Annotated in this window: 12 protein-coding genes; 6 read left to right on the forward strand and 6 right to left on the reverse strand. The window is 35.0% G+C overall.

Annotation, left to right across the window (positions count from 1 at the left end):
• Positions 1-33: 33 nt before the first annotated feature.
• The 6 genes from ACTF54_RS12790 to dnaK all read right to left on the reverse strand — a co-directional run bounded on the left by ACTF54_RS12790 (position 34) and on the right by dnaK (position 8,011).
• On the reverse strand, positions 34-936 hold the full coding sequence (locus tag ACTF54_RS12790) for an aldo/keto reductase (RefSeq protein WP_438969524.1): 903 nt from the start codon (positions 934-936) through the stop codon (positions 34-36).
• A 232-nt stretch (positions 937-1,168) separates the two neighbouring features.
• The gene (locus tag ACTF54_RS12795) at positions 1,169-1,888 is read right to left on the reverse strand and encodes a 3-ketoacyl-ACP reductase (RefSeq protein ID WP_438969525.1); all 720 of its coding nucleotides are present in this window, start codon (positions 1,886-1,888) and stop codon (positions 1,169-1,171) included.
• Between the two features lie 45 nt (positions 1,889-1,933).
• Entirely contained in the window at positions 1,934-2,455 is a 522-nt protein-coding gene (locus tag ACTF54_RS12800; protein WP_347197108.1) for a hypothetical protein, read from the reverse strand.
• A 34-nt stretch (positions 2,456-2,489) separates the two neighbouring features.
• A complete protein-coding gene (locus tag ACTF54_RS12805) occupies positions 2,490-3,029 on the reverse strand; it encodes a hypothetical protein (protein ID WP_438969526.1) in 540 nt (179 codons plus the stop codon).
• A 288-nt stretch (positions 3,030-3,317) separates the two neighbouring features.
• Positions 3,318-5,618 carry a catalase/peroxidase HPI gene (gene katG, locus ACTF54_RS12810; protein WP_438969527.1) on the reverse strand — a complete coding sequence of 767 codons (2,301 nt, stop codon included), beginning with the start codon at positions 5,616-5,618 and terminating at the stop codon, positions 3,318-3,320.
• A gap of 497 nt (positions 5,619-6,115) precedes the next feature.
• Positions 6,116-8,011 (reverse strand): molecular chaperone DnaK, encoded by a 1,896-nt coding sequence (gene dnaK, locus ACTF54_RS12815; RefSeq protein WP_347197105.1) that lies wholly within the window; start codon positions 8,009-8,011, stop codon positions 6,116-6,118.
• Positions 8,012-8,342: 331 nt separating this feature from the next.
• Here dnaK and ACTF54_RS12820 point away from each other — a divergent pair, with 331 nt between their 5' ends.
• The 6 genes from ACTF54_RS12820 to ACTF54_RS12845 all read left to right on the forward strand — a co-directional run bounded on the left by ACTF54_RS12820 (position 8,343) and on the right by ACTF54_RS12845 (position 14,739).
• Complete coding sequence (locus ACTF54_RS12820) at positions 8,343-9,788, forward strand: L-serine ammonia-lyase (protein ID WP_438969528.1); 1,446 nt, start codon at positions 8,343-8,345, stop codon at positions 9,786-9,788.
• 129 nt (positions 9,789-9,917) lie between these two features.
• Positions 9,918-10,427 (forward strand): PH domain-containing protein, encoded by a 510-nt coding sequence (locus ACTF54_RS12825; RefSeq protein WP_438969529.1) that lies wholly within the window; start codon positions 9,918-9,920, stop codon positions 10,425-10,427.
• Positions 10,420-11,997: a PH domain-containing protein gene (locus ACTF54_RS12830; protein ID WP_438969530.1), complete on the forward strand. Its 1,578-nt coding sequence runs from the start codon at positions 10,420-10,422 to the stop codon at positions 11,995-11,997. Before ACTF54_RS12825 ends, ACTF54_RS12830 begins: the two co-directional genes overlap by 8 nt.
• An 822-nt stretch (positions 11,998-12,819) precedes the next feature.
• Positions 12,820-13,293, forward strand: coding sequence for a MarR family winged helix-turn-helix transcriptional regulator (locus ACTF54_RS12835; RefSeq protein ID WP_347202074.1), 474 nt, complete (start codon positions 12,820-12,822; stop codon positions 13,291-13,293).
• A 12-nt stretch (positions 13,294-13,305) separates the two neighbouring features.
• A complete protein-coding gene (locus tag ACTF54_RS12840) occupies positions 13,306-13,938 on the forward strand; it encodes an NAD(P)H-dependent oxidoreductase (RefSeq protein ID WP_347197100.1) in 633 nt (210 codons plus the stop codon).
• A gap of 123 nt (positions 13,939-14,061) precedes the next feature.
• On the forward strand, positions 14,062-14,739 hold the full coding sequence (locus ACTF54_RS12845) for a type 1 glutamine amidotransferase domain-containing protein (protein ID WP_347197099.1): 678 nt from the start codon (positions 14,062-14,064) through the stop codon (positions 14,737-14,739).
• The last annotated feature ends 153 nt before the right edge of the window (positions 14,740-14,892 follow it).

The following is a 14,892-nucleotide window of genomic DNA, read 5'->3' on the forward strand; positions in this document are numbered from 1 at the left end:
CGCTTTCGCGAAAGCGGAATTATTAATAATTCATTAAGGCAATTCCTTACCTAAAGCCGCAATGTAAATTTGAAACCATTGTTCCAAAGACATTTTGATATCTAGTGAGGCAACAGCCGTTTTGATACGTTCTATTTTTCCAGTTCCTAGAATAGGAATAATTTGAGATGGATGCATCAATAACCACTGGTAAATGACTTTATCCAGTTGTGATTCCCCTATTTCTTGTGCTACTTTTTTGATAGCTTTTAAAGCTCTAGTTCCTTTATCAGTTTTAGGATGTAGTAACTCGCCACCAGCAAGAGGTGACCAGGCCATAGGAACTATTTTTTTACTGATAAGGTAATCTAGGTTTTGGTTCTCAAAATGCTCTAAACTGTATGGTGATATTTCAATTTGATTAGTCACTAACGGCTCATTTACATAGGTCTGTAATGACTCTAATTGCAAAGGAAGGAAGTTAGAAACGCCAAAATGATTTACTTTACCGCTAGACTTTAAACGATCAAAAGCTTTTGCCACTTCTTCTGGATTAAAAAAAGGCGATGGTCTATGAAGTAACAAAACGTCTAGGTAATCTGTTTCTAAATTTTTAAGCGATTCCTCTGCCTGAGAAATAATATAGGAGGCGCTGTAATCATAATATTTTACCTCTCTATCAGGAAACTTATCTGTGGTTAGTTTGATACCACATTTAGAAACCAGCTGCATTTGATCGCGCAACGCAGATTGATTTTTCATCACCTTTCCAAAGACAGCCTCACATTCATGGTTTCCATAAATATCTGCATGATCAAAAGTGGTGACGCCAGATTCGATAGATTCTTTGATGAAAGAAAGTAATTCTTGATCTGTTTTCTCCCAATCTAACAAACGCCACATTCCCAATACGATTCTTGAAAATTCTAAGTCTGTAGCTAGTTGTATCTTTTGCATTCCTTTTTTTTACAAAGTTAGGGTTATCCGTTTTGCCGGCAAATCACTTATCTTAAATTTAATGGATTGGTGATTTCTATTTTAAGTTGATTGTTTCCGCTTTCGCGAAAGCGAGAACCTTATAAAATATATAACTAAATCATGATCACTTATTAGTTCATTACATCTCAAGTGGAATGAGTTTTAAAAAAACAGTATTAAGAACTTGGCGCGCTATATTACAATTCACGTTTTAAGGATTTGTAGACCATAAAGCAGCACTTTTTAACATGGCTCTTTTAGGTAGTTTTAATCCTGCAACAATTAACTGTGCAAAGTCTTCTGGTTGTAAAACACTGTCTTCAGATTCTTTGTCAGCAATTCCTAGATCTACTGCCATATCTGTTGCTATGGTACTAGGTGTTAGTGTGCAAACCCTAATATTGTTTTTGCGTACTTCTTTCATCAAGGATTCTGACATACCAATAACGGCAAATTTTGATGCAGAGTACGCCGATGTACTCGCATTACCACTTAATCCAGCGGTAGACGAGACGTTAATAATCTCACCATGATTTTGTTCTATCAAATAGGGTAGCACTTCTTTAGTGACATAATACATTCCCATAACGTTAGTTTGTATGATCTGACTCCATTGCTCTACTGGCATTTCATTTAAGGTTCCAAATGCTGCCATACCAGCGTTGTTTACTAGAATATCTACACCACCTAAATCGGTAACTAATGTTTTGATATGTTGTTGCACTTCATCATAATTACCGATGTCAAATACGGCATAGGTAGCTTTAACACCTATTTCTTGTAACTCTTTTACCGTTGTTTGTAATGCTTTTTCATTTCTACCGGTGACGGCAACATCTATTCCTTCTTTGGCAAATGCTATTGCAGTAGCTTTTCCTAATCCACGGCTACCACCGGTTATGATGGCTTTTTTATTTTTTAAATCTTGCATGCTATTTTTATTCTTTGATAATTTTGAAGAAATCAAATATGTCTTCTATTTTAATTGTTTTTTTAAATCGTCCATCTCAAGAATGTAAGGATCTGTTCCTAACATAATGAAGTCTACTCTTAGTGTAAAGAGTATATCTTTTTGAGTTTTATCTTTAAATATCAATAAACATTCAAAACCTGGCTGACTTAATTTAAAAAGACCTTTTGATTTGTACAGTAAGTCTACAAATTTAATTTTTTTCCAGTTGATGTTATGCTTATTTGCCTCGGCCATTATTGCATCGTGATCTTCTTTCAATAATTTATTGTAATCAGCTCTTTTTATAGACTTAACGATGGCTTTATTTTCTTCTGACATTCCTAATTCTAGAGCATCTGCAGATTTTCTCAGCAGTTCTATGGGAACCATATTATCTTTAAAAATAGTAAGTGTAAACGTATCTCTATCACTTATTTGATCAATCATTTCAGACACTTGCGCTTTCATTTTATCAACCGTTTCATTTTGTGAAACAGCAAATTGAAAGAAGAACAATAGAATTAGGGTAGTGGTGAGTTTTTGCATTTTAGGTATTGAGTTAAAAAAGTTTCTAGTTTACTTAATGACGTTTAATATCTAATTCTAAGAATACTTCTTGAGTTCCATGAAATTCGTCAGAATATGAAATCTTTATATCATAAGTAATACCATAAAGGTTGAGGATTTTGTCTAGTTGTTGTTGTTTGTTCCTAGCTGCGGCAGTCGCTTGTTTATATTTATTTAATGTCTTGATAGAGATTCCAAAAAAAGGAATGCAAGAAAGAGTAAGTAGTAACGGTAGAATTAATACATGCGAACTTTTCTCAAAATCGTTTATATGAAAACCGAGACCACAACCAGTTGCAATTAGTAATAAACCAACGCCTATGTAAAATATAAAATGGTAATAGGTTTTGAATCTAGATCGCCGGTATTGATCTAACTCTAAATGAATATCCTTTATTCTTAATTCTAATACTTTCTTTAAAGATATTTTAGAGCAAGTTTTATAAAATTGAGGTTTTTGGTACGTCAATCCACAACGGATTCCAGTTTTAAAATCTGTGATTTTATGATCACATAGGTCACAATGTTCCGTTATAAATGTATGGCTTGACATTAAAATTAACCTTTTGCTATTAAATTAAAAATATTCTATTTTCTCTAAAACAAATTGATTTGTAAATCATATTTATTTTATAATTCTGTTGTCGACTATAAATATACCTCTCATTTATTCTATAACAGTTAGACTTAAGATATAATTGAATTATTACTTAAATGTAATTGGTAATGAACAAGTAAAGAATAACTATATACTTTCTTAACTATTTTAAAATTTAAAAAATAAAAAAATCCTCAAACTAATTATTTGAGGATTTTAAAGCTTGCTTGAAAATTATGAATATTACATCAAATCAAAACGATCTAAGTGCATCACCTTACTCCATGCGGCTACAAAATCGTTTACAAAACGTTCCTTAGCATCACCACTGGCGTAAACTTCTGATATGGCTCTTAATTCAGAGTTAGAACCAAATATTAAATCTACACGCGTCGCATCCCATTTTTTATTTGTGGTGTTGCGTTCTACGATATTGAAAAGATTCTTGTTACCTTCTATAGGCTTCCAGCTGTACTCCATACTCAATAGATTTTTAAAGAAATCATTAGATAATACTCCAGCATTATCTGTCATGATTCCAGTATTAGATCCATCATAATTAGCACCTAACGCTCTCATTCCACCTACTAAAACGGTCATTTCTGGCGCACTTAAGGTTAATTGTTGTGCTTTATCAATTAGCAATTGTTCTGGTGTAAGTGTGTATTCTTTTTGCTGGAAATTTGTAAATCCATCGGCTAGTGGTGCTAATAAATTAATTCCTTCAACATCTGTTTGTGCTTGTGTTGCATCTGTTCTTCCGGCTGTAAAAGGTACGGTAATCGTGTAGCCAGCTTTTTGTGCAGCTTCTTCAACAGCAACGTTACCACCTAACACGATAAGATCTGCCATAGATATTTTTTTACTTCCAGTATCAAATCCCTTTTTAATATCTGTATAAACTTGTAACACTTTTTTCAATTGTTCTGGATTATTAGATGCCCAACTTACTTGCGGCTCTAATTGGATTCTTGCACCATTTGCGCCACCACGACGGTCACCATGACGATACGTAGAAGCAGCATTCCATGCCGTAGTTACTAATTCATTAGTGGTTAAACCAGACGCTTCTATTTTCCTTTTCAGTGTGTTGATATCAGAAGCGGTTGCTAGGTTGTAATCTCTCGCTGGTACTGGATCTTGCCATTTAAATTGCTCTTTAGGAACTTCTGGTCCTAAATACGTGGAACTAGGCCCCATGTCTCTGTGAGTTAGTTTGAACCACGCTTTCGCAAAAGCGGCATCAAATTCCTTAGGATTTTCATAGAACCTCTTAGATATTTTTAAGTATTCTGGATCTTTGATCATCGATAAATCTGTCACCAACATAGTAGGAGCGACCTCTTTATTCTTATCAAACGCGTGCGGATACATTTTTTCTGGATTCACAGCTTCATACTGGTGTGCGCCACCAGGACTTTTAGTCAGTTTCCACTCGTGCTCAAATAAACTTTTAAAATAACCAATTCCCCATTGTGTAGGTGTGTTGGTCCAGGTTACTTCTAGACCAGAAGTTACAGCGTCTGGACCTTTACCAGTTTTATAACTACTTTTCCATCCCATTCCTTGCTCCTCAATGGCAGCGCCTTCTGGAGCAGCACCTAGATTTTCACCGCTAGCTGCACCATGTGTTTTTCCTAATGTGTGTCCACCAGCGATAAGCGCAACAGTTTCTTCATCATTCATTCCCATACGTCCAAAAGTCTGACGTATATCATGTGCAGCAAGTACTGGATCTGGATTACCGTTAGGTCCTTCTGGATTTACATAAATCAGTCCCATTTGTACTGCAGCAAGTGGCATTTCTAATTCTCTATCTTCATTATAACGTTCATCACCTAACATTTCACCTTCAGATCCCCAATATACATTGTTTTGTGGTTCCCAAGTATCTTCACGACCACCAGCAAATCCTAGTGTTTCAAAGCCCATCGTTTCCAAAGAAACGTTTCCTGCTAGAATCATTAAATCTGCCCAAGAGATTTTCTGACCGTATTTTTGTTTTACCGGCCATAATAGTCTGCGTGCTTTATCTAGGTTTGCGTTATCAGGCCAGCTGTTTTGTGGTGCAAAACGTTGTTTTCCTTCACGTGTGCCGCCGCGACCATCACCAGTTCTATAAGTACCAGCACTGTGCCATGCCATTCTTATAAATAAGCCTCCATAATTGCCAAAATCTGCTGGCCACCATTCTTTTGAATCTGTTAGTGCTAATTCAATATCTTTTTTAAGAGCATCATAATCTAGACTCTCAAACTCTTCTTTATAATTAAACTCTTCTCCCAGCGGATTAGACATGTCGCTGTTTTGACGCAGGACGCTTAAGTCTAAAGAATTAGGCCACCATTGCTGATTAGTCTTTCCTTCACTTTTTGTCATGGATCCGCCTGACTTTGTACTTCCAAAACCTAGGGGACATTCTGCTTTACTTTCTGTAGCAGCAGCCTCACCAATTTTGTTCATGTGAAACGTATAGTAATATCCACCAAATAGCGCGGTTAACGCTAGTAATGTAATACTAGAATAAAGTAATATGTTTTTCATCTTTTAAATATTTGATGACAAATTTAATATAGTATAAATCTATTATTTAGAATTAAGCATCAGTATTATCTATCAACATATTATTTATAATTATTTCTTCCGTTTTAGTTCATGACCAGCGCTTGATTTTAATAGGATATCAAAACAGTTGCTTATGTTTTATGATAGTTATAAACCATTTAAAATAAACATTCATGTTATCGTGTTTTCATATTTTATTAAGTTGCGCTTTTGCGAAAGCGTAGTGCAATGATTTCATTAATTATGAGTTTCTATATACAATCGATACGTCCTTATTGTCCAACTTATAAGGTTCTAAAACTTGTCAGTATCTATTTATAACCTTCATCTTTATAGGGTTAGAAAAAAAGGTTGTGTTTATTAAAAAAAAAATGGAAACAAAAAAGGCTCTGAAATAAATCAGAGCCTTTCTTACTTTATAGAGATCCCAAGTCTGCGCTAGCGCTTGTTTGGGATAAGCAAAACTAATGTCCTGCTTACTTCACTTCTTCAAAGTCTACATCTTCTACATCGCTTGTGTCGTCAGCAGCTTGTCCAGCGCCAGCATCACCTGCAGGTTGTCCACCTTCTTGTTGTGCTTTTGCCATTTCTTCTGTTACACCAGTCCAAACTTTATTCAGTTTTTCTAATGCTGGATCAATTGCAGAAAGTTCTTTAGTTTCAAAAGCAGCTTTTAATTCGTTAAGCGCTTCTTCAATAGGAGCTTTCTTATCTGCTGGTAATTTGTCACCAAATTCTTCTAGTTGAGTTTCCGTTTGGAAAATCATTTGATCAGCAGCATTTAACTTATCAGCTGTTTCTTTAGCTTTCTTATCAGACTCAGCATTTGCAGCTGCATCAGCTTTCATTTTCTCGATTTCTTCTTCAGATAAACCAGAAGAAGCCTCGATACGGATATCTTGTTTCTTTCCAGTTGCTTTATCTTCAGCACTTACCTTGATAATCCCGTTAGCATCGATATCAAAAGTTACTTCAATTTGTGGAGTACCTCTTCTTGCTGGTGGAATGTCAGATAAATGGAATCTACCGATAGTTTTGTTATCTGCAGCCATAGAGCGTTCTCCTTGGATTACGTGAATCTCAACACTTGGTTGATTATCTGCAGCCGTAGAGAATACTTGAGACTTTTTAGTAGGGATGGTTGTGTTAGACTCAATTAATTTAGTCATCACACCACCCATAGTTTCAATTCCTAAAGAAAGTGGCGTTACATCTAATAAAAGAACATCTTTTACATCACCTGTAAGAACACCACCTTGGATCGCAGCACCGATTGCCACAACTTCATCAGGGTTTACACCTTTTGATGGAGTTTTTCCAAAGAATTTCTCCACTGCTTCTTGTACAGCAGGAATACGAGTTGATCCACCTACTAAAATGATTTCATCGATATCACCTGTAGAAAGTCCAGCGTTTTTCAATGCTGTCTGACATGGCTCGATAGTTCTCTTTACAAGGTCTGAGATTAATTTTTCAAAAGCAGATTTTGTAAGCGTTTTTACAAGGTGCTTAGGTCCTGAAGCCGTTGCTGTTACATAAGGCAAGTTGATTTCAGTTTGTGCACTTGAAGAAAGCTCGATTTTTGCTTTTTCAGCCGCTTCTTTAAGACGCTGTAAAGCCATAGGGTCTTTTCTAAGATCTATATCTTCAGCACTCTTAAATTCGTCTGCTAACCAATCAATGATTTTCTCATCTACATCATCACCACCTAAGTGAGTATCTCCATCAGTTGCAAGAACTTCAAATACACCATCACCTAATTCTAGGATAGAAACGTCATGTGTTCCACCACCAAAATCAAATACTACAATCTTCTGATCGGTATCTTTTTTATCCATACCATAAGCTAGTGCCGCAGCAGTAGGCTCATTAATGATGCGCTCTACTTTAAGACCAGCAATCTCACCAGCTTCTTTAGTAGCCTGACGTTGAGAATCGTTAAAGTAAGCAGGTACAGTAATAACAGCACCTGTTACTTCTTGTCCTAGATAATCTTCAGCAGTTTTCTTCATTTTTTGAAGAATCATTGCACTTAATTCTTGTGGCGTATATAAACGACCATCAATATCCACACGTGGTGTATCGTTGTCACCTTTTACCACACTATAAGGAACACGTCCAGCCTCGTTAGAAACCTCACTGAACTTGTTACCCATAAAACGCTTTACAGATGCAACCGTTTTTGTTGGATTTGTAACCGCTTGTCTTTTTGCAGGATCACCTACTTTGATCTCACCACCTTCAACAAAAGCGATTACAGATGGAGTAGTTCTTTTTCCTTCAGCATTAGGAATTACTACAGGCTCGCTTCCTTCCATTACAGAAACACAGCTGTTTGTTGTACCTAAGTCTATTCCGATTATTTTACTCATTATAAATGTATTTTAATTTTTATTCAATTTACTTACGTTCTGCATAAGTCAATGTTTGTGCCATGACAATCATAGTGACACGATGTCATTTTTACTGTCATATTTATATTTTATGTAGCACGTCATGAAAAGTGACTATTTAAATTTCGCTTTCGCGAAAGCGAGATAATGGTAACAAAAATTAGTTGTGAAGAATAGCAATTGATAGCAGATACAAGGTTAAGAATTGAAATGATGATTATCATAATCTTTAATGTGCCCTAACTATATATTCTTTAAAATACCATTATATTTGACGTTGGTTTTTTGAAACTCAATTACTAAAATTTCTATGTCTACAACCACCCCAAAAATTGAAGCAATAAGCGTATTTGATATGCTTAAAATAGGAGTAGGACCTTCTAGTTCTCATACTTTAGGTCCATGGCGTGCCGCGCGAGATTTTTTGGTAAAACTGAGAAATAAGAATAGGTTGCCTTTAGTAAAATCCATCGAGGTAGATCTTTATGGTTCACTTTCATTAACAGGTAAAGGTCATGCGACAGATTTAGCCTGTATTTTAGGACTTACAAATGCAGATCCTGTTACTTGCTCGATTCAAGAAATTCCTGAAATTATAGATTATATCACAACTCAAAAAGTGTTGCAACTGGATGGCGTTTATTTGATTGACTTTGATCCTAAAACGCAAATTCATTTTCATCGTAACTTTCTACCATATCATCCTAACGGAATTCGGTTCAAGGCTACTTTAGAAGATGGTAAAACAGTTTTTGAAACCTATTACAGTATTGGTGGTGGTTTTTTTGTTCAAAAAGAACGTAAAAGATCTGCAAAACAAGTGGCTCTTTTTGAGTGTTTCCCGAGACCTATTGAGAAAGCAGCAGAGCTACTTGCTTACTGTAATCGGGATGGTAAAACTGTTTCACAAGTCGTACTTGAAAACGAAGAGTACCTTCATGATCCTGTAGAAATAGATCAAAAATTTAAAGAAATTTGGGATGTGATGTTGGACTCTATGTATACAGGTTGTCATACAGAGGGAATTTTGCCAGGTGGACTTAAAGTAAGAAGACGCGCATTTGATACGCATGCTAGATTGCAAAAAGGTAAGCCTTATGAAAATAAAGAAGAATGGATTGAAGCTATACGTAATACAGAGGTAAAGTTTAGAGAAATTTTGAAATGGGTTTCTTGTTTTGCACTAGCTGTAAATGAAGTAAATGCATCTTTAGGAAGAGTAGTGACTGCGCCTACTAATGGAAGTGCTGGCGTTCTACCTGCAGTAATGATGTATTACATGACTATTGAAAATCACGATGCAAATTTTCAAGATGTAAAGAGGTTTTTACTCGTTGCCGGAGAAATAGGGGCATTATTTAAAAAAGGTGCTACCATAAGTGCGGCGATGGGCGGTTGTCAGGCAGAAATAGGAGTGAGCAGCGCCATGGCAGCAGGAGCCTTGACAGAACTGATGGGTGGATCACCTGCACAAGTTCTTATGGCTAGTGAGATCGCAATGGAACATCATCTAGGATTAACTTGTGACCCAATAGGCGGATTGGTTCAAATTCCTTGTATAGAGCGCAACGCCATGGGAGCAATTAAAGCTATTAACGCTTGTGAAATGGCTCTTGATAATGAAGCCAAAAATGCAAAAGTTCCTCTGGATAAAGTGATTGAAACTATGTGGCAAACTGCTCAAGACATGAATACTAAATATAAAGAAACTTCGGAAGGTGGACTAGCAGTTAATGTAGCCTTATCAGATTGCTAGTTAATGAAGACGGATACGATAGATATATTTTGTGGGAATCTTTTTTCTTAATAACTACAATTAACATAAAGTTCGATTTTTAAATAAGAAAAAGGGGAACATTAGTTATTTTTATGCAACTAATATAGCATGATGACTAACGATCAAATTCTCGCTACTGGTTTGCCAGGCATAGAAGAAACCCATTTCCAAAAACACCCAAAGCGCTTTTTAAACAAAAAGTTAATTTCTAAGGTGTTGTTTTTCATACCTTTATTAATAGGTGTAGGCGTGCTTTATTTCTTAGTAGAAGAGGTCCCATGGTTATGGCAACTGGCTTTAGGTTTATGGTTTCTTTTGTTTCTGACCGTAATTTTTCTTTCTTATAAAGAGTACTTTGTAAGAGGATATGTCCTTAGAGAACAAGATATTACATATAGGAAAGGATGGTTGTTTCACAGTCAGATTACGGTTCCTTTTAATAGAATACAACATACAGAGATCAATCACGGTCCAGTAGATAGGCTTTTTAAACTGTGTGAATTAGACATCTTTACTGCTGGTGGTAGTGCTAGCGATTTAAGCATCAGTGGTCTAGATCCTGCAGATGCAGCAAAGTTAAAGGAATACATTTCTGGAAAACTTTCCACCTATGCTTGATTTATCGACACCACAACGTCAAAGTAAGAAGATTATCATCTTTTACCTTTTGAAAAGTATCAAGAGTTTGCTGCTTTATTTTTTATTTGCTGCAATAGGTAGTAACTCTATGGGGAATTACGGATGGTACATGACGGCATTTATAACATTTATAGCTGTCATTTCTTTAATATCACCAGTTCTTAAATACATCTATTTCACTTTTCATATTGAAGAAGATGAGTTAATCATTCAAAAAGGACTTTTGCAAAAAGAGCGCAAATCTATTCCGTTAGATCGTATTCAGTCTATCAATATCAATCAAAGTGTTGTGCAGCGTATTTTGGGAATCGTTTCGTTAGAAGTAGAAACCGCAGGATCCAAGGCAAAAGAATTAGAAATTCCTGGTCTAGATAGATTTTTTGCCAGTCAATTTAAAGATGTACTTCAAGAACGTAAAGAAGAAATTATAGAAGAAATTGCCCCTATCACTTCAGATATTGATGATTCTGCAATCACTAATCAAAGTGAACGGATAACTGAGAATGATGAAGCCGGTTATATTGTACAAGAAAAAATTAGATCAAATGGAATTAAAAAAGACACTACTGAAACTCTAATTCTTAGATTGGGAATCTTAGACATACTAAAAGTCGGTCTAACTCAAAACCATTTAAGAAGCGGTGGACTTGCCATAGGTGTTGCTTTTGGGAGTTGGTATAAAGTAAATGATATTGTAGAAGAGTATTTTAGTGAATGGGTGGAACAGTTTTCATGGGAAAATGTTATCTCAGGAACATCATTAAGTATAGCGTTAATAGCCATTGTTGTCTTCATGTTTTTCTCTGTCATTATAAGTGTTGCATTAGCCTTTAATAAATTTTGGGGCTTTAGCATTGTAAAAAAAGGAACCGATCTAGAGGTTCAAATGGGTTTGTTTAATAAAAAAGAGATTAAGATACCTTTAAGTAAAGTTCAAATTCTTGAGTTCCATTCTAATCCGTTAAGGAAGTTACTAGGCTTTCAAACCGCTCAAATCTATCAGGCGCAATCCACAGATAATAAGTTAGGAAGTGTTTCTGTACCAGCTTGTAAAGAAGTACATAGAAAAATGTTACAACATTTAATTTTCAAGCAATCCATAGAGAAAACACAGCAGGAATTAAAGTGCAACCCATATTCTCATGCACGATTTAGATTTTATATTCTTTCTGTATTCTTCTTTCCATTACTTGCTGTAGGTATTTATTTTGAACTATATCTAGGTATAGCACCTTTAATTATCTTATTTATATTCCTGATTTTTATGGCTTTTATGTACGGTAAACATAGTAAAGTAATAAAGGATGATGATTTTGTAGTTTTTAGAAAAGGATGGTTATTTCCGCAAACTATCATTTCACCTATATTTAAAACCCAAGCAGTAGAAAAGTGGCGCAGTGTTTTTTTAAAGCGTAGGAGAGAAGCTCATTTTAAATTACACACCGCTGCAGGATCAAGAGGATTGCGTTATTTAAAAGTAGACGAACTGAATGAATTGATTACTTCTGTAAATAATGAGGTAATTTACAGCAATGAAAAATGGATGTAATCACTGTGATACTACTTTAAAACCTCTTTACGATATCTAATCCGTATGAAAGTAAGTTTATTTCAGAAACTTCACTATTATAAAAATTGATGTTGTTTTTACTATAATCAACAATGGCCTGTAATGCTATGTTAGTATTTAAATTATACTCTACACCAGAGTGGCCAGTCTAAAGCCTAATCCGTAATTATTTGCAACTATTTCATTTCTGATTAAAATCACATTATTAATTCCCAATTCTCCAAACAATCTGACTTTACCTTGCCACACATAATACCTAAGACTTACAGGTATTTCTATAAATCTATAATCAATAAGTTATGGCTTTGGGTTTGTAATAAATGTACATAAAGAGCAGTTGTTAATCCCGGTAAAGTCTCTATTTGCATAGTTAATAGAGGTGATTACAGAAAATCTATCAGTATGTTGATATTCCAGTTGCGCACTTATCTTAAAGTTAAACTGATCATAATCGGCAAAATAGGAGGTAAAAGAGCCGAATTGAACAAATGAAGTATTTTGGTTACTCTCTAAACTTATATGCAAGCCTAATCGCCATCTATTGCTCTTGTTTTGTGAAGATCATCTATAGGGGTTACCTAGTAGTACAGCAATTAATACAAATAAAAATTTCATTCTTGTTTTCAACTTAGATTCAAAATTAAGTTGATGGTTGCGTTAAAAACTACTTAATAACCAATTGATTTGATTTTTGAATATGATTTTCGCTTTCGCGAAAGCGGAACACTCCAATTCAATTCAATAGGTAAACTTTCACATTTCTTAAACATAAATAATTTTTTATCATCCTACATTTGTATCGTGCACGATATAAATAAACATTTCCCGAAAGAGAACCAATTAAAACTGGAAAGCCAAGTTTGTTTTCCTCTTTATTCTGCTTCTCGATTGATGACTAAGGCTTATAAACCTTACCTAGATAAAATGGGTATTACCTATCCTCAATATCTAGTGTTGCTCATTCTTTGGGAAACAGATGCTATTGCAATAAGTGAAATAACAGACAAATTACTTCTTAATACCAATACGGTTTCTCCCTTATTAAAGCGTATGGAAAAATCACAGCTTATTGAGCGCAACAAGTGTTGTAAAGATGAGCGTAGTATACTTATATCATTAACAAAAAAAGGATTAGAGCTTAAAAACGAAGCTAATAAAGTGCCTGAAAAATTATTGCAGGTACTAATAAATAGTAATATAGCATTGTCTGATATCATTCATTTAAAAGAAACTCTGGATGAATGGATTAATGTACTGAACGAAAACAAGAAATAAAAATAGAATTGCATGGATTTATTAGAAAGATTGAACTGGCGTTATGCTGCAAAAGCAATGAACGGTGAAAAAGTACCACAAGAAAAAATAGATAGAATCCTTGAGGCGGCAAGGCTAGCGGCTACTTCAAGTGGTTTACAGCCGTTTGAAATCTTTGTTATCACAAATCAAGAAGTTAAAGAAAAAATTAGACCAGTTGCCTGGAATCAATCTACTGTAACAGATTGCTCTCATTTATTAGTTTTTGCTGCATGGGATACCTATACAGAAAAGCGTATTAATGAAGCTTTTGATTTAGTAAATGAAGTACGCGGTTTTAAAAATGAAGGTTGGGAAGCATATCGTCAGAAACTTCTAGGAATGTATCCACAGCAGGATAAGGAAGTGAGCTTTGAACATGCCTCTAAACAGGCTTATATCGCTTTTACACACGCTATGATCGCTGCTGCTTTTGAAGAGGTTGACGCAACACCAATGGAAGGGTTTGATGCAAAAGAAGTTGATGAAATTTTAGGGTTAAGAGAAAAAGGATTACGCAGTTCTGTTTTACTACCTGTAGGATATAGAAAACAATCTGAGGACTGGCTAGTCGACCTAGTGAAGGTTAGAAAGAGTAAAGAAACATTAATTACAGAGATTGATTAATTACGCTTTTTTAAATGAAACAATTTAAAAAATTGAGTGCGTTATTATTTGCCTTTGTAATGACAAAATGAAGATGTAACTAGCGCATTTATAGAGATTAATAATAATTTAAAAGAAAATAAAATGAAAGTATTATTTGTATTAACATCACATGATGAATTAGGAGAAACAGGTAAAAAGACTGGTTTTTGGGTAGAAGAATTTGCAGGTCCTTATTATACTTTAAAAGATAAAGGTGTGGATATTACTCTTGCAACTCCTCAAGGAGGACAGGCACCTATAGATCCTTCTAGTGATACAGAAGATGCAGCAACAGAATACACTAAGCGATTTGATAAAGACGCAGAAGCTCAAGAAAGAATTCATACGACTCATAAATTAACAGATTTGGACGCTGAGGATTACGATGCGGTATTCTATCCAGGTGGACACGGTCCGTTATGGGATCTAGCTAATGACGCTACTTCTATAAAATTGATCGAGACATTTAATAGTCAAGATAAACCAGTTGGTTTTGTATGTCACGCACCAGGAGTATTGAAAAGTGTAAAAGGAACAGATGGAAAACCTTTAGTAAATGGTAAAAAAGTAACCGGTTTTACTAATTCTGAGGAAGAAGCAGTACAATTAACTGACGTGGTACCATTTCTCGTAGAAGATATGCTACAAGAAAATGGTGGTATTTATTCTAAAGCTGCTGACTGGTCTGAATATGCATTACAAGATGGTAATTTAATTACGGGACAGAATCCAGCATCTTCTGTAAAAGTAGCAGAGTTGTTGTTTGCAGCAGTGAAATAAAATTGAAGTCTATATATTGAAACTCCCCAATTAATCAATAGTTGTGGAGTTTTTGTTTAGATCATTTTGCAGAATCCGCATGTATTAAGATAGAATATTTGCAGGAAAAATTTAATGGTAGTATCTCACTACCTGTGTAAGTAGTTAAAAAAG

It is taken from the genome of Nonlabens sp., from assembly GCF_965657255.1.
Lineage (GTDB): Bacteria > Bacteroidota > Bacteroidia > Flavobacteriales > Flavobacteriaceae > Nonlabens.